This is a genomic window from Bradyrhizobium sp. Gha (assembly GCF_900113735.1).
Classification (GTDB): Bacteria; Pseudomonadota; Alphaproteobacteria; order Rhizobiales; family Xanthobacteraceae; genus Bradyrhizobium.
Genome location: NZ_FOQM01000037.1, coordinates 60378 through 76030, shown reverse-complemented (window position 1 = coordinate 76030; position 15653 = coordinate 60378). Strand labels below are relative to the sequence as shown.

At 61.6% G+C, this 15653-nt stretch carries 14 protein-coding genes and 1 pseudogene; 13 read left to right on the top strand and 2 right to left on the bottom strand.

Annotated features, from left to right (window positions below):
* The 13 genes and pseudogenes from BM222_RS32055 to BM222_RS43500 form a co-directional block, all read left to right on the top strand.
* Positions 1–452 (top strand): biotin/lipoyl-containing protein (locus BM222_RS32055; RefSeq protein ID WP_143106120.1); only part of this gene is annotated, 452 nt, incomplete at its 5' end.
* 112 nt (positions 453–564) lie between these two features.
* A complete protein-coding gene (locus tag BM222_RS32050; protein WP_092237430.1) occupies positions 565–2445 on the top strand; it encodes a methylmalonyl-CoA mutase family protein in 1881 nt (626 codons plus the stop codon).
* Positions 2446–2479: 34 nt separating this feature from the next.
* Complete coding sequence (gene scpA, locus BM222_RS32045) at positions 2480–4633, top strand: methylmalonyl-CoA mutase (RefSeq protein WP_092237475.1); 2154 nt, start codon at positions 2480–2482, stop codon at positions 4631–4633.
* Positions 4634–5041: 408 nt separating this feature from the next.
* Positions 5042–5479, top strand: a pseudogene (locus BM222_RS32040) (methyl-accepting chemotaxis protein); the annotation flags it as partial.
* Positions 5480–5746: 267 nt separating this feature from the next.
* Positions 5747–6166, top strand: coding sequence for an aspartate 1-decarboxylase (gene panD / locus BM222_RS32035; RefSeq protein WP_092237424.1), 420 nt, complete (start codon positions 5747–5749; stop codon positions 6164–6166).
* Positions 6167–6210: 44 nt separating this feature from the next.
* Entirely contained in the window at positions 6211–7095 is an 885-nt protein-coding gene (gene panB, locus BM222_RS32030) for a 3-methyl-2-oxobutanoate hydroxymethyltransferase (protein WP_092237421.1), read from the top strand.
* 2 nt (positions 7096–7097) lie between these two features.
* On the top strand, positions 7098–7946 hold the full coding sequence (gene panC / locus BM222_RS32025) for a pantoate--beta-alanine ligase (protein ID WP_092237416.1): 849 nt from the start codon (positions 7098–7100) through the stop codon (positions 7944–7946).
* Between the two features lie 24 nt (positions 7947–7970).
* Positions 7971–8738: an energy-coupling factor ABC transporter ATP-binding protein gene (locus BM222_RS32020; RefSeq protein WP_244547342.1), complete on the top strand. Its 768-nt coding sequence runs from the start codon at positions 7971–7973 to the stop codon at positions 8736–8738.
* Positions 8735–9361, top strand: coding sequence for a CbiQ family ECF transporter T component (locus tag BM222_RS32015; protein WP_092237414.1), 627 nt, complete (start codon positions 8735–8737; stop codon positions 9359–9361). The genes BM222_RS32020 and BM222_RS32015 overlap by 4 nt, the downstream gene beginning before the upstream one ends.
* Positions 9362–9372: 11 nt before the next feature.
* Positions 9373–9927: a biotin transporter BioY gene (locus BM222_RS32010; RefSeq protein ID WP_092237411.1), complete on the top strand. Its 555-nt coding sequence runs from the start codon at positions 9373–9375 to the stop codon at positions 9925–9927.
* A complete protein-coding gene (locus BM222_RS32005) occupies positions 9924–11432 on the top strand; it encodes an AMP-binding protein (RefSeq protein ID WP_092237408.1) in 1509 nt (502 codons plus the stop codon). The genes BM222_RS32010 and BM222_RS32005 overlap by 4 nt, the downstream gene beginning before the upstream one ends.
* Positions 11429–12556 (top strand): thiolase family protein, encoded by a 1128-nt coding sequence (locus BM222_RS32000; RefSeq protein WP_092237405.1) that lies wholly within the window; start codon positions 11429–11431, stop codon positions 12554–12556. Before BM222_RS32005 ends, BM222_RS32000 begins: the two co-directional genes overlap by 4 nt.
* Before the next feature lie 17 nt (positions 12557–12573).
* Positions 12574–13071, top strand: a complete 498-nt coding sequence (locus BM222_RS43500; RefSeq protein ID WP_092237402.1) for a MaoC/PaaZ C-terminal domain-containing protein — start codon at positions 12574–12576, stop codon at positions 13069–13071.
* 698 nt (positions 13072–13769) lie between these two features.
* Here BM222_RS43500 and BM222_RS31990 read toward each other — a convergent pair.
* Both BM222_RS31990 and BM222_RS31985 read right to left on the bottom strand, forming a co-directional pair.
* A complete protein-coding gene (locus BM222_RS31990; protein ID WP_092237399.1) occupies positions 13770–14420 on the bottom strand; it encodes an RraA family protein in 651 nt (216 codons plus the stop codon).
* Positions 14421–14570: 150 nt separating this feature from the next.
* Positions 14571–15584, bottom strand: a complete 1014-nt coding sequence (locus BM222_RS31985) for a zinc-binding alcohol dehydrogenase family protein (protein WP_092237396.1) — start codon at positions 15582–15584, stop codon at positions 14571–14573.
* Positions 15585–15653 lie beyond the last annotated feature (69 nt).

Sequence of the window (15653 nt, the reverse complement as noted above, 5' to 3'; positions counted from 1 at the left end):
TCCGCTTCCTCGACGCCGAAGGCAAGGCCGGCAAGGCCCATCTGTTGCAGTCCGCATGGAAGCCGGGTGATCCGGTCTGGCAGGGCACGATCGATGGTCACTTCATCGCGGTGCAGGCGCGCCCGATCGCCAACGGCATCCGTCTGGCGCATCAGGGCGTCGAGGTGCCGGTCTATGTCTGGACGGAAGCGGAAGCGGCCTCCGCGCGGCTGATGCCGGTGACGACCGCCTCCGACAGCGGCAAGAAACTGCTATGCCCGATGCCCGGCCTCATCGTCTCGATCGCCGTGACCGAAGGGCAGGAGGTCAAGGCCGGCGAGACGCTGGCCGTGGTCGAAGCCATGAAGATGCAGAACGTGCTGCGTGCCGAGCAGGACGGCACCGTGAAGAAGGTCCACGCCAGCGCCGGCGCGACGCTCGCGGTGGACGCGCTGATCCTGGAGTTTTCCTGAGTACAGCAAAGATCGGGGCCTGAGATGGGCAGCCCGTCTACAGGACTTCCGTTTTCCTCCAGACAGAAGTGATGTTGGGCAGCTCGGCGTCACTTGGGACTGAGTGGTGTTGATGAATACCGAGCAATTCGCATTGGCATCGACCTTTTCGCCTGCTTCACGCGAGGACTGGCGCAAGCTGGTTGATGGCGTGCTGAAAGGAGCACCCTTCGAAAAGCTGATTGGCAAGACGTACGACGGCTTGAGAATCGAGCCGATTTACCGCCGAGCGAAAGACATTAGGCCAATCGAGGGGCGGCCACCCGCGGCGCCTTGGCAGATCATGCAGCGTATCGATCATCCGGACGCGGCAACGGCAAACACGCAAGCCCTCCAAGATCTGGAGAATGGAGCGACGGGCCTGGCGCTCGTCTTTGCCGGGGCCAACTGCAGCCGCGGGTTCGGCCTCGATCCAACGGCGGGCGCCGTCGCCAAAGCTTTAGAGAACGTTCACCTTGATGCCGGCATTGGGATTGAACTTCGGATTGGTACCCATGGGCGGAAGACCGCGATCCACGTCGCGGAATACGTGAAGTCGGTCGGTCTCGATCCTGCCCTCTGCGACATTAGATTTGGGCTCGATCCGCTGGGCGCGTGCGCCCTCCGCGGACGCAGTCGATACACCTGGGAGGAAATCGCGCGGACCGTTGCCAGCACGATCAAAGGGCTCGTAACGCTGGGGTTCAAGGGGCCGTTCGCTGTGAGCGATGGCCGTATCGTTCATGATGCCGGCGGCTCGGAAGCGCAGGAGCTTGCCTTCGTGCTTGCCTGCGCGATGGCATATCTGCACGCTATGGAAGCGGCGCGCATTCCGCTGGATCAGGCACGAACTATGATTTATGCGCGACTCGCTGCTGACGCAGACCAGTTTTTGACTATGGCCAAATTCCGCGCGTTACGACTACTCTGGGCGCGCATCGAATCGGCGTGTGGACTTGCGCCAAAGCCGCTGTTCATTGCGGCCGACAGCTCTTGGCGCATGTTGACCAGGCGCGATCCCTACGTGAACATATTGCGCGCTACCTTGGCGACATTCTCTGCGGGAATCGCCGGTGCCAATGCGATCACGGTTCTCCCGCACACGTTGGCGCTAGGCCTTCCGGACGCGTTTGCGCGGCGCGTGGCGCGCAACACGCAGCTTCTACTGCTGGAGGAAAGCAATCTTGCCAAGGTCACCGATCCTGCCTCAGGTGCCGGTGGCATCGAGGCCCTAACATCTGAGCTTTGCAATGCGGCCTGGAGGAGTTTCCAGGAGACTGAAAATGCAGGCGGCATTTTTGCAGCTCTCCAACAGGGGATGTTTCAGGCCAGGATCATAGCGACGCGCAAGGCACGCGATGCTAATCTTGCGAAACGCTACGACGCGCTGACCGGAGTGAGCGAATTCGCAAATCTCGACGAAGGCGACGCGACGGTACTGAATGTAGCACCGATTGCCCTTCCGCCTCTTGGCGACAAGAAATACGTATTTGACGCACTGTCGCCGATCCGGCTTGCGGAGCCATTCGAATCGCTCCGTGATAAGTCCGATGCGGCATTGAAGCTATGCGGCGCCAGGCCAAGAGTGTTCCTCGCTAATTTGGGCACGCCCCCTGACTTTACGGCCCGTGCGACCTTCGCAAAGAGCTTCTTCGAAGCCGGAGGAATCGAGGCTATCGACGGCGCAGGAGTCGTTGACCCAGTCAGTCTTGCCATTGCATTCACGGACTCTGGTGCCGAGCTCGCCTGTCTTTGCTCAAGCGATAAGATCTATGCGGAGCACGCCGAGAAATCCGCCCGGGCACTCCAGCAAGTCGGAGCTAGGCATATCTATTTGGCGGGACTTCCCTCTCGATTTGAGACCGCGTTTCGGCGGGTGGGCATCGGCAGCTTCATTCACGTCGGTTGCGATGCCTTGGAGACACTAAGCGCCGCTTACGGCTGGATTCAGCATCCGAACATCGCTCTCGGATAATCAGCAATCGAACGCGAGCAGGCGAATGCCATCCATCAGCGGTATCCCGAATTTTGCGAACGTCCCTTTCGAAAGGTGCGCAGCCGCCGCCTCTACTGTTCCCGCCGAACGCTGGCTGACGCCCGAAGGCATTCCGGTCAAATCCGCCTACCGCGAGGCCGATCTCGCCGGCGTCGATTTCCTCGAGACTTGGCCGGGCATCGCGCCTTATCTGCGCGGTCCCTATCCGACCATGTATGTCAACCAGCCCTGGACGGTCAGGCAATATGCCGGCTTCTCCACGGCGGAAGATTCCAACGCGTTTTATCGCCGCAACCTGGCTGCCGGACAGAAGGGCCTTTCGGTCGCCTTCGACCTTGCCACCCATCGCGGCTATGACAGCGACCATCCGCGCGTCGGCGGCGACGTCGGCATGGCCGGCGTCGCCATCGATTCCATCTACGACATGCGCACGCTGTTTGCGGGCATTCCGCTCGACCAGATGAGCGTGTCCATGACCATGAACGGCGCGGTTCTGCCGATCCTCGCGCTCTATGTCGTCGCGGCCGAGGAACAGGGCGTTCCGCCGGAAAAGCTCTCGGGCACCATTCAGAACGACATTCTGAAAGAGTTCATGGTGCGCAACACCTACATTTATCCACCGGCGCCCTCGATGCGGATCATCTCCGACATCTTCGCCTATACGTCGCAAAAGATGCCGAAATACAATTCGATCTCGATCTCCGGCTATCACATGCAGGAGGCCGGCGCGACGCAGGACCTGGAGCTTGCCTATACGCTCGCCGACGGCGTCGAATATCTGCGTGCTGGTCTCGCCGCTGGTCTCGGCGTCGATCGCTTCGCGCCGCGTCTGTCGTTCTTCTGGGCGATCGGCATGAACTTCTTCATGGAGGTCGCCAAGCTGCGCGCGGCCCGTCTGCTCTGGGCGAAGCTCTTGAAGCCGTTCAACCCCAGGGATCCGCGCTCGCTGTCGCTGCGAACGCATTCGCAGACCTCCGGGTGGTCATTGACCGCGCAGGACGTCTTCAACAACGTGATACGCACGACCGTCGAGGCCATGGCGGCCACGCAAGGCCACACGCAGTCGCTGCACACCAACGCGCTCGATGAGGCGCTGGCATTACCGACGGATTTCTCGGCCCGCATCGCCCGCAACACCCAGCTGTTCCTGCAGCAGGAGAGCGGCACCACGCGGATCATCGATCCCTGGGGCGGCTCTTATTATGTCGAGCGTCTGACGTACGACCTGGCGCGCAAAGCGTGGGGCCATATCCAGGAGGTCGAGGAGCTCGGCGGCATGGCCAAGGCGATCGAGGCCGGCGTGCCGAAGTTGCGCATCGAGGAGGCCTCGGCAAAGACCCAGGCTCGCATCGATGCCGGCAAGCAGGCCGTGATCGGCGTCAACAAGTACAAGCCGACAGACGAAACGCCGATCGATATCCTCAAAGTCGACAATACCAATGTTCGACGCTTGCAGATCGACAAGCTGAGGCGGCTGAAATCCGAGCGCAACCAGAAGGATGTCGACGCCACGCTTGCCGCGATCACGCGCTCGGCCGGCGAAGGCAACGGCAATCTGCTCGCGCTCGCCATCGATGCTGCCCGGGCCAAGGCGACCGTGGGTGAGATTTCTGACGCGATGGAAAAAGTGTTCGGCCGGCACCGCGCAGAGATCAAGTCGATCACCGGCGTCTACAAGCGGGAGGCATCCAGCATGGGCAGCCAGGTCGAGAAGGTTCAGGCGCTGATCGACGCTTTCGAGGAGGCGGAAGGCCGCCGGCCACGTATCCTCGTCGCCAAGACCGGCCAGGACGGGCACGACCGCGGCCAGAAGGTGATTGCCTCGGCCTTTGCCGACATCGGCTTCGACGTCGACATCGGGCCGCTGTTTGCCACCGCCGATGAGGCCGCACGGCAGGCGGTCGAGAACGACGTGCACATCCTGGGCGTCTCCTCGCTCGCCGCAGCTCACCTCACGGCAGTGCCCGAGCTGAAAGCTGCGCTGAAGAAGCAGGGCCGCGAAGACATCATGATCATCGTCGGCGGCGTGGTGCCGCCGCAGGATTACGACGCGCTCTATGCCGCCGGCGCCGAAGCCATCTTCCCGCCCGGCACCGTGATCGCCGAGGCAGCCGAGAAGCTGATCCGCAAGCTGAATGCCCGGCTCGGACATAGCGAGGCGGCATAGCCTGAATACAAACTCACCCGAGTGCTCGTCCGAATATGACTAGCAGGCAGCAAACTTGTCGACCCTAGACCGAATTCGTCATGAGATAGATCACCTGCGCGTTCAGGTCGGACGCCACCGCAGGGAAGTGTCTCGACTGCGACATGCAGGAATAGACGTGGGCGCAACGGAAGCGCTCATAGGCAAGATACAGGCGAAAATTCGAGAATTATGCTTGGAGAGAGATGCGCTGCGGAAGATGCGGCCGAGTCCGACAAAGGGTAGGGTCGGTCGTCGGAAATGGTGAATCTTAGAGCTTGCAGTAGATATGCAGCGCCAGCTCTTCATCCATAGCTGCCGAAATATGCGGCAGAGTCGCCTCAGGACTCCGCTTTTCGATCAGAGCAGTTCGAGCCCCTCAGCTGCCGAATGCAGGGCACAGCGGATATCATGACCACAACCGCCAGGGATGCCAGTAGGCGCGCGTCCAGTGTCGACGCCGCGTCAGAAAGGGCATCTGGGGACGTTGAAATGGTAGCCGCTGCCGCCGAGAAATTATCTGCCTCGGTAAGAGAGATATCGCAACAGGTGCTGCAGTCCGGGGTCGCGCGCCAAGCCGTTGGTGATGCCGAGTGCACAAACGCCACGCTGCAGGTCCTGTCAAACGAGGCCGAAAAGATCGGCGAAGTTGTCCAACTCATCCATAGTATCGCCGCACAGCCCAATCGCCTTGCCCTCATCGCCACTATCGAAGCGGCACGCGCAGGCGACGCCAGATGCGGATTTGCTGTGGTGGCAGCCGAGGTTAAAGCCTTTGCCAATCAGCTGGCAAAGGCTACGGAGGAGATCGCCGTGCAAGTCGGATCAGACAAGATCTGGAGTCTTCGGCTGACCATGTATGACTCTTAATGACTCGAAACGTCGGCAACCAGCTTGCGTCGACCCCGACTTCCATGACGATTGGGTGGGAAGTTCTTACACGATGATCGCGCGACCATTGGACGTTCTTATGCCTGCAGCTAATGTTTTTGAGAGGTATTTTTCTTTTTGTCTCTCTGAGTTGACAGATTTATCTCGTGCTCCATAGGAGAGCGTCTGCTTAGGGACACGAGCCAGACTCAACGGAACTTTCAGATGAGAAAAGTGCTGGCCGTAAAGCTGCATGGTATCCACGTTACAGAGGCCAATCTTCATTATCACGGCTCGATCACGCTCGATCCGGATCAGTGCCATGAGGCGGGGATTCTGCCGATGGAGTTCGTGGAGATCTGGAACAAGAACTCCCGGGCGCGAATTTCGACCTATGTAATTTTTGGCGAGCCCGGCTTGCGATGTTGTGTCCTCAACGGTGCCGCCGCGCGCACCTGTCAGGTCGGCGACCAGATCATCATCTGCAGTTCGACGTACGTGGATGAGGCGCAAATCGTTCGAATGAAACCAAGAATTCTCACTTTCGACCGCAACAACTACATTACGGATCGCATGACCTATTCGGTCACCCGGGATGTGCGGAGCGCTATTGATTCGAAATCCGCGGTAAGGCAGGCGACGTGAAATCTACACCACTTCAATCCGCGGAATCGAGATAGGGGGCGAGAATGAGCCACACCTCAGAAGCCACGGCCGAGCGAGTTACGCTTCCAAGGCTGCAACGTTGGAAGGAGGAGGGACGGCGCCTCGTGATGACGACCGCCTATGATGCGGTTACCGCACGCATTGCGGATCCCATCGTGGATATGATCCTTGTCGGAGACAGCGTCGGCAACGTCTGCCTCGGATTCGACAATACGCTGCCGGTCAGCATCGCGATGATGAATCATCATCTCGAGGCGGTTGCGCGTGTGAAACCTCGCGCCTTGCTCGTGGCCGATATGCCATTTCTGAGCTTTCACCTCAGTCTAGAGGACACGATACGCAACGCCGGAGGCTTTTTGCAGCGTGGCGCTGACGCCGTAAAGCTCGAGGGCGGATCAAAACGCGTCGAAATGATACGTGCCTTGGTCGAGTGCGGGATTCCCGTGATGGGCCATCTCGGCCTGACTCCGCAGAGCGTCAATGCAATGGGTGGATTCAAGGTGCAGGGTCGCAAGGTCGATGACGCCATGCGCCTGCTCGACGACGCCCATCGCCTGCAGGAGGCGGGCTGCTTCGCTCTGGTCCTGGAAGCGATCCCCGCCGAGCTCGCTGCGCGAGCAACAGAAACGCTGACCATACCTATCATCGGGATTGGCGCAGGTCCTGATTGTTCGGGGCAGGTATTGGTGTTTCACGACGTGCTTGGCTTGATTGAAGGCCACGTCCCAAAGTTCGTTCGTACCTACGCCGACGGCTTTCGGGTGTTGCAGGAGGCGCTGTCGCGTTGGGTTGCCGATGTCCGCAACGGTGCATTCCCGGCACTGCAAGAGTCCTATCGGCTTCCGGAAGGCATAGGCGAGACGATCGCAAACTGGACGCCTTCCAACCGAACCCGATGTGAAGCGTAAAAATGCAGACAATCATAACGGTTGGCGAGCTTCGCCGCGCTCTGGCAGAGGCTCGCAGAGCTGACAAACGTGTCGGATTTGTACCGACAATGGGCTATCTGCACGACGGCCACCTGGCGCTGATCGAGGCCAGCCGGGCGCAATGCGACGTCACAGTGGTTAGCATCTTCGTTAACCCCACTCAATTCGGGCCAAACGAGGATCTCAGCACCTATCCACGCGACTTCGCGCGCGATGAAAAACTTTGCCGCGATGCGGGCGTTGCGATCATCTTCGCCCCGGGCGCAGAGGAAATCTATCCGGCTCAATACGAAACTTTCGTCCAACCGGGCGAACTCGCGAAACCGCTTTGCGGCGCTTTCAGGCCGGGACATTTTCGCGGGGTCGCGACGGTCGTAAGCAAGTTGTTCAACATGGTGCAGCCGGACGTAGCGTTCTTCGGGCAAAAGGATTTTCAGCAGTGTGCGGTCGTGCGTCGCATGACCATCGATCTAAATCTGCCGATCGAGATCGTTATTGTGCCTACCGTTCGGGAGGCGGACCGTCTCGCGATGAGCAGCCGGAACCGGTATCTCAGCAAGGAAGACCGGCGGCGGGCCCTCGTCATCAGTCGTGGACTGTTCGCCGCAGCGGAGGAGTTTCGCTTGGGAGAGCGGAACGTGGACGAGCTGATTGCAATCGCCAGGAGGCACTTGGAAACGGTCGATCGACTTCAGTATCTTGAGCTCGTCGACGGCGAAACGCTCAAGCCCGCCGTCAGTCCGCTACACCGCCCCGCGGCACTGTGCGTGGCCGCCTATGTCGGCTCGACGCGGCTTATCGATAACGTGATACTTCAGCCAACTCCCTAGCGCGACTGAGGGGAAAGAATCGTCTTGATTGAAGCTGTCCGACGCGAATCGCCTCCGGCGGGCTGCCCTCACCTCAGTGGGGCCGCTGAAGGGATCATCTTCGAGGAAGTGCAGGTTCGGCGCGCGGATCGCCAGGTTCTTGCCATTCCCGACCTTTGCCTCAATGAGCGCCGCGTTGGCCTGATTGGTGACAATGGTTCAGGCAAGAGCACGATGTTGCGGCTGATGAATGGGTTGCACCTTCCGACTCGCGGGCGCGTGGCGGTGGCGGGGCTTGATACCGTGCGCAATCGCAAGGACCTTCCGGCAAAGGTGGGCTTTCTGTTTCAGAATCCCGACCACCAGCTCATTTTTCCTACTGTAGTCGAGGAGGTCGCTTTTGGACCTGCGGAGCGGGGAGTGTCAGCGCCAAAGGCGCACCAACAAGCGATGGCACTACTGGAGCGGCAGGGCTGCGCTCAATGGGCGGACCGCAACGTCAACGAGCTGTCTGGTGGCCAAAAGCAGCTAATCTGCATCCTGGCACTGCTCGCAATGGAGCCGTCGATCCTGTTGATGGATGAGCCGTTCGCCAGTCTCGACTTGCCGACACGTTTAGTTCTGTACCGGAGGATCATGGCGCTTCCGCAGCGGGTCGTGATGGCGTCTCATGATTTCGAGCTGCTCGCGGAGTTTGATCGCATAATCTGGCTGGATGCGGGCCACGTCCGTCTCGACGGCCGACCCGCCGAAGTGCTGCCTGCCTACCGGGCCCATGCAATGATCGTAGGGGTAGGGGACGCTCTGGCATGATGACCGACGGCCTCGCACCACAGACTTGGTTGCACCGGGTACCGGCAGGCGTCAAGCTTGCGGCCCTTGCCCTCCTCAGCGTGCTTCTGGTGCCGGTCCTCGACTGGCGAATTCTGGCAGGCGTGTTGGCGATAATTGCCATGGTCTATGCCGGCTTCGGCCGCGTCGGCATGACGCGCCTCAGCTTGCTGCGACCAGTGCTGCCGCTGCTTGTGATCGTCGGTGGCGTGCAGGCTGCGTCGGGTGGTTGGAATTCCGGCGCCGTCGTCACCATGCGGCTATTGGCGATGCTTCTGCTCGCCGATGTCGTCAGCATGACCACCACGATGAGCGCGCTGATGGAGGTGCTGACGCCGGTGCTCCGCTTGCTGCGCCCGCTTGGGGTAAATCCGCGCAAGATGGCGCTCGCAGTCGCTCTCGTTCTGCGTCTTGTGCCGGTCCTGTTGACGCAGTGGCGCGCGCGCGAGGAGGCCTGGAAGGCACGCTCGGGCCGCCGCGTTCCCCCGCGGCTGGTGGCCGTTTTCGTCGCCGACATTCTGCAACTCGCCGACCACGTCGCGGAAGCGCTTGATGCGCGGGGCTTCGACCGGTCCGCCGCCGATCATCACTCATCCCCGTTGTAGGAGAAAATCCCGTGGAGTCCCGCGCAATCGTTCGTATCGCTCTACTTGCCGCCGTCATCGCAGCGCTTGGCATGGTTCCCAGCATCGTCTTGCCAATCGCCATGGGTGTGCCAATCACGGCCCAGACGCTCGGCGTCATGCTGGCCGGGATTATCCTTGGCCCCCGTCATGGCGCGCTGGCAGTGCTGTTGTTTCTGTTCGTGGTGCTGCTCGGTGTGCCGCTGCTATCGGGCGGACGCGGTGGGCTTGGCGTGCTTTTCGGGCCGTCGGTTGGCTTCCTGCTGGGCTGGGTTCCCGCAGCCTTTATGACGGGTCTTATGATGGCGCGGCTGAGGACCTTGCCGGTTTTCCCAGCGGCGCTCGTTGCCGCGATCACGGGCGGCATCGTGGTGGAGTATGCCTTTGGTATTCTCGGCGTGATGGCGATGGCAAGGATGAGCTTGCCGCAGGCTCTGGTTGCATCCGCCGTGTTCGTGCCGGGCGATCTTTTGAAGGCGCTGGCCACCGCGTTTGTGGCGGAGGCGTCGCACCGGAGTTATCCGGCTGCAATCGTCAGCCGTTCATGACCGAGGCCTCCACAATCACTGCGACGCTGTCGCGGCATGCCCGCGAAACGCCGGATCGACCGGCCGTCGTTTGCGACAACCATGCGGTGAGTTGGAAAGACCTCGATCAGGCCGTGAATCGACTTGCCGGACATTTGGCGAAGGTGGTGCCGGCGGGGCGCGGGGTCGCCTTGCACCTGCCCAACGGGCCGGCACTCGTGCTGCTGTTTCTCGCTGCCTGCCGCGCGGGTCGGGAAGTTCAAATCCTCGATCCGTCCTGGCCGACGGAGACGGCGCGGCTCGCGATTGAGGCGCTGTCCCCCGGAATCGTCGTGAGTGGCGACGCAACTTTTGCTGGAGAGACGGAAGCGCTGGCGGTTGTGGATCCTCACGGTCCGTTCGAGGCCGTCGCGGATGCCATCGGCGTCGGTCGGTTGTGCGCGGCACTGGCCGACCCCGATCCGCTGACGCCGTTCTATGTCGGTTTCACCTCGGGATCGACCGGGATGCCAAAGGGATATCGCCGCCACCATCGATCGTGGATCGAGAGTTTCCGGGCGGGGGACCGCGAATTCGACATCGGCGCGGACGACATCGTTCTCGCCCCGGGCGCACTGACGCATTCGCTGTTTCTCTACGGCCTCGCGCACGGGCTCTATGTCGGGGCGACCGTCATTCTCTGTCGGCAGTTCCGGCCCAATTTCGTCAACCGTCTGATCGTATCGCACCGGGTTAGTGTGATCTACGGCGTACCAACCCAGCTCGAAATGATGATCGAGGCCGCCATCCGCGATGGCCTGCCGCCGTTCCTAAAGGTGCGGTGGATGCTGTCGTCAGGTGCCAAATGGCAAGGTCGCGCGCTGGCCGAACTGCGACGGCAATTTCCCGCGACGCGCTTTTCCGAGTTCTACGGCGCCTCTGAGCTGAGCTTCGTGACTGTGGCGAAGGACGACGAGAACGTCCCATCGGACTCCGTCGGGCGTCCGTTCGCAGCCGTCAGTCTCACCATTCGCGACCATCTCGGGCGATGGCTTCCACCTGGGGAGACCGGTCAGGTGTTCGTGGCAAGTCCTTTCCTCTTCATGGAGTATGCCTGCGGAAGCGAAACGGTGCTGCCACGTCATGGCGACGCGGTGTCGGTCGGCGACATCGGCATGCTCGACGAGCGTGGCTTCCTGCGGCTCGCCGGCCGTGCCAGCCGCATGATCATCACCGCCGGCAAGAACGTCCATCCGGAGGAGATCGAGCGTGTACTCGAGGGACATCCTGCCGTGATCACGGCCGGGGTTCTGGGTGTCATCGACAAGCGTCGGGGCGAGCGGCTGGTGGCGCTGCTCAGACTCGGCCCGGATGCGGGGATAGTGTCTTCCGATCTGATCAGCCATGCCCGCCTGAGCTTGCCGCTCTACAAGATCCCGCGCCGTTTTGCCGTGCCGTCGCGTTGGCCGATGACCTCGTCCGGCAAGACCGATTTCCATGCGCTGCGCCGGCTCTGGGAATCCGGCGACTGCGAGGTGCTGCGATGAGGGTGGCATATCTCGTCGCTGCACGCCGGACGGCGGTCGCCGCTCGGGGCGGCGCGTTCAAGGCGGTGGAGGCCGACGAACTCGGCGCGGCGCCAATTCGGGCCGTGGTGGCCGACACCGGCATCGCGCCGGAGGCGATCGATGACGTGATTTTTGGCAACGCGCTCTATGGCGGCGGAAACCCGGCGCGGCTCGCCGCGCTGCGGGCCGGTCTCCCCGATCACGTTCCGGCGTTGACCATCGACAGCCAGTGCTGCGGCGGCCTCGACGCGATCATGCTCGCGGCCGAGCGCATCGCGAGCGGAAGTGCGGACGCCGTCATCGCCGGCGGTGTCGAGAGTTTCAGCCGCGCGCCATTGCGCGCGCGGCGGCCGCGCCATGCCGACGAGACGCCGCTGCCCTACGACCGTCCTCCGTTCGCACCATGGCCGGAGCGGGACCCTGACATGATTGCCGCCGCCGCGACGCTGGCCGAAAGGTTCGCCATTTCACGTGCACGGCAGGATGAATTCGCGATCGCAAGCCATCGCAAGGCGCTGCAAAATCCGCCCGGCGCGGCGGAGATCGTGCCGCTCGCCGCCCTGGCGCAGGATGCCTTCCCCCGGGCCCTGACGGGGGCGACCTGCGCACGTCTTGCCCCGCTCGCGGGTAACGCTGCGTTTGGCGTGACGCGCGCGACTGTCGCGGTGGAGGCTGACGCGGCAGCAGCCCTTCTCGTCGTGTCCGAGACGATGGCCCGGCGGCTCAATGCGAAGCGGCCTTTGAGCATCATATCGGCGGTCCGCAGAGGCGGTGACCCGGCCATACCCGGGATGGCGCCGATTGCGGCGGCGGAGCGCCTGCTTGCAGCGGAGCGGATCGCGCCGGCGCGGATTGCCGTGGCCGAGGTCATGGAGGCCTTTGCCGCCCAGGCGATTGCCTGCGTCGAAGGAATCGGGGTGCCGGAGTCTTCGCTCAATCGCGCCGGCGGCGGGCTCGCGCGGGGGCATCCGATCGGTGCATCTGGCGCAATCCTGGCCGTGCGCCTCTGGCACGAACTGCAATCGGAACCGTCCGGTGTGCTCGGGCTGGCGGCGATTGCGGCTGCGGGCGGGCTCGGCAGCGCGCTACTTGCGACGATCTGAGAGAAGGACGGGCCGGGATGATCCAAATGCCACAGGGCCCCAAACCGTCAATACAGGCCAGGGCGCTTCGTGTCGCGCGGGCGATCGATCTTGCTGCCTTCGTGAGTACCGAACTTGCTCCCGGCCGCTGGCGGTCGGTGACGCAGGATGAGGTCGACCGTTTCGTGGCGCTGACGGGTGATCGGAACTGGGTTCACACCGATGTGGAGCGTGCCAGGCACAAACTCGATGGAGGTACGACGATCGTGCCCGGCCAATTGCTCCTGGCGCTCGTACCGACTCTTTTGCAGGAGACATATGTCATCACAGGTGCCGCGCAAAGCCGTGCAGCGGCTCTCGGCGCTGTTCGGTTTCGCCATCCGGTATGTCCCGGCGCTATGTTCAGATTGCGGGTACGATTGACCCTCGTGAAGCAGCGGCCGCGTTTCGTGCAGGTGGACGCATCGTGCGATCTCGAGTTGGGCTCGGGGCAACGGGCTCTAACCTCACAGCGTACCGATGTCTTTTTTGACTGAGGTAGAGCGACCCCGACCCAAGGGCTTGGTCTCAAAAACATCCATCAACATCCTATCGATCGTCGCCGCACCCATCGCGAGGAGCCCACGCTCTTCGCTCGTCGGCTTCAGCCGACATGCGGCTAAAGCGCAGGCAACAGTGTTGGGAGCATGGATACCTTGCGATTGCAGGAGACGCGATCGGAGGCTTTCCACGGTTCGATCAGCGCGTCGCGCGCACTAGCGTACTTGCGCCGCCGATGGCTCGCAGGCTCGGTTGCGCCGGTTACCGCCTCCCTTAATGGAAATCCGGTCCTATCCCTTCCGGCGGTCGACAATGCTCGCACCGCGGCGACCGTTCAACTACTTCCTGAGCGCTGACCTTTCTGCAATCGTCAAGGCTTGCCCACAATGCGTGCGCTTTCGAATGCACTCAGATATGAGGGCATGGCCCCGACGCCCTGATCATCGCAGCCACTGCGAGAGGCCCAGTGCAACACTGTGTGTTGTGATGCCCTCATTGATGCCGAGAGAGAGCTCCGGGCAATTGCCAAGAAAAGGCCCGCTGCCTTCTTCGGAGGCAGCGGGGTTGGTCATGGTGATACCATGACGCAGTCAAGGGAGGAAACGTCCCTGGGGGACAGCGGCGCGCATACGGCGTCACGCCGTCACGCAATTTTCAAATTGCTGTTGGAATAAAAGGAAAAAGCTCCATTTGCTTAGGAAGCCGGTTCGGATCTGCTGTAAGAGCCTTGATAGCGATCTTCGTGGATCGCCTTCAGCGTCTCTTCTTCACGCGCGACCTGAGCTTGCACGGCTTCAAGCAGCCTTGCGGCCCTCGCCGCTGGAAACGACACCACGCCATCCTGATCGCCGACGACGAAGTCGCCGGGCGAAATCACGCAGCCTCCGACCGACACGGGCACGTTGATTTCTCCGGGGCCATTCTTGTATGGTCCGCGATGGATCACCGCGCGCGCGAAGCAAGGAAAGTCAGAAGTAGCAAAAGCCGCGACATCGCGGATAGCGCCGTCGATCACGTAGCCTTCCGCCTTACGCCACTGTGCGATGTTCTTCATGATCTCGCCGACCAGCGCCCGGGTCTCGTCGCCGCCGCCATCGACCACGATGACATCGCCCGGCCCGACCATCTCAAGCGCTCGGTGGATTGCGAGATTGTCGCCCGGCCGCGTGCGTATGGTGAAGGCAGTTCCGACCAGCTTGCCGGCACGATGAAATGGACGCAGCCCCACCGATCCCGGCAGCCGGCCGAGGTTGTCAGAGATAACCGAGGTTGGCGCGCTCCGGAAGCCGTCTATCAAGCTTGCAGGAGGCTTCGGCGCGAGCACCGCAGCGATGGTCACGGTCATATGATCTGTTCCTTTGATTTTGACCAGGCGCCGTACACTTCACGGCGCGGCACGATCGACGCACTCGAAGTTTTCGCGAGAGCATGCAATCCACTGCGGAAAGCACCGCGGCAAGCAATTCGACTAGGCTATCCAACAGTGTCGAACGGCTTACCATCCTTCCAGCACAATCTTGCCGCGTGACTTGCCACTCTCCAGCAAAGCGTGGGCGCGCTTGAGGTTGCCGGCGCTAATGGTGCCGAACGTCTGGTCGAGTGTGGTGCGCAAGATGCCTTTGTCGATGAGATCTGCGATGTCGTTCAGCAGATGGCTTTGCGCGATCATGTCAGCAGTTTGGAACGAGGAGCGTGTGAACATCAATTCCCAGTGCACCGACACCGACTTACCCTTGAACACTGCGATGTTGAATTCCGAGGGATCGTCGATCAGGCCGAATCTTCCCTGTGGTGCGATGAAGTCGGCGATGCTCTTGTAGTGCTGATCAGTGCAGGTGAGGCTCGCGACGAGGCCAACGGGATCTAGCTTCAGCGCCTCGATTTGCTCCTTCAATAGCTTTGAGTGGTCGATCACGGCGTGAGCGCCGAGATCGAAGCACCACTTTTGTGAATCAGGCCGTGTTGCGGTCGCAACCACGGTAAGTCCGGTGAGGCGGCGCGCCAGCTGGATCAACATTGAACCAACACCACCGGCCCCTCCCGTGATAAGGAGCGTACGTGGGTCGTGGCGTTTGCCAGGTACCGCACCGAGCCGATCGAACAGCAATTCCCAAGCAGTTATTGAGGTGAGCGGAAGTGCGGCTGCCTGTGCAAAGGAGAGCGACGCTGGCTTCTTGCCGACGATCCGTTCGTCGACGAGGTGAAACTCTGAATTGGTGCCTTGGCGCTGTATTGAGCCGGCATAGAACACGTGGTCGCCGGGCTTGTGCAGACTAACATCCGGACCGACTGCATCGACGATGCCGGCCGCATCGAAGCCGAGGATCCTATATTCGCCTTTCGGCGGTTCGGCGCGCTTACGCACCTTGTAGTCGACCGGATTGGCCGAGATCGCCTTAACCGCGACCCTAACGTCCCGCCCGTGCGGCTCCGGCTTGGCGATCTCAAAATCAACCAGCGATTCCGCTGCGTCGATCGGCAGCGATTTTTGGTATCCAACGGCCTTCATGCCTTATCTCCATAAGTTTGGCGGTTGCCCTGCCATGCAATTGTGGACAGAGCCTTGAACGATTTTGCC

Coding starts and splice junctions, on each gene's coding strand:
- BM222_RS32050 (WP_092237430.1), top strand. CDS start 565: ATGAATACCGAGCAATTCGCATTGGCATCGACCTTTTCGCCTGCTTCA.
- panD (WP_092237424.1), top strand. CDS start 5,747: ATGAGAAAAGTGCTGGCCGTAAAGCTGCATGGTATCCACGTTACAGAG.
- panB (WP_092237421.1), top strand. CDS start 6,211: ATGAGCCACACCTCAGAAGCCACGGCCGAGCGAGTTACGCTTCCAAGG.
- panC (WP_092237416.1), top strand. CDS start 7,098: ATGCAGACAATCATAACGGTTGGCGAGCTTCGCCGCGCTCTGGCAGAG.
- BM222_RS32015 (WP_092237414.1), top strand. CDS start 8,735: ATGATGACCGACGGCCTCGCACCACAGACTTGGTTGCACCGGGTACCG.
- BM222_RS32005 (WP_092237408.1), top strand. CDS start 9,924: ATGACCGAGGCCTCCACAATCACTGCGACGCTGTCGCGGCATGCCCGC.
- BM222_RS32000 (WP_092237405.1), top strand. CDS start 11,429: ATGAGGGTGGCATATCTCGTCGCTGCACGCCGGACGGCGGTCGCCGCT.
- BM222_RS43500 (WP_092237402.1), top strand. CDS start 12,574: ATGATCCAAATGCCACAGGGCCCCAAACCGTCAATACAGGCCAGGGCG.
- BM222_RS31990 (WP_092237399.1), bottom strand. CDS start 14,420: ATGACCGTGACCATCGCTGCGGTGCTCGCGCCGAAGCCTCCTGCAAGC.
- BM222_RS31985 (WP_092237396.1), bottom strand. CDS start 15,584: ATGAAGGCCGTTGGATACCAAAAATCGCTGCCGATCGACGCAGCGGAA.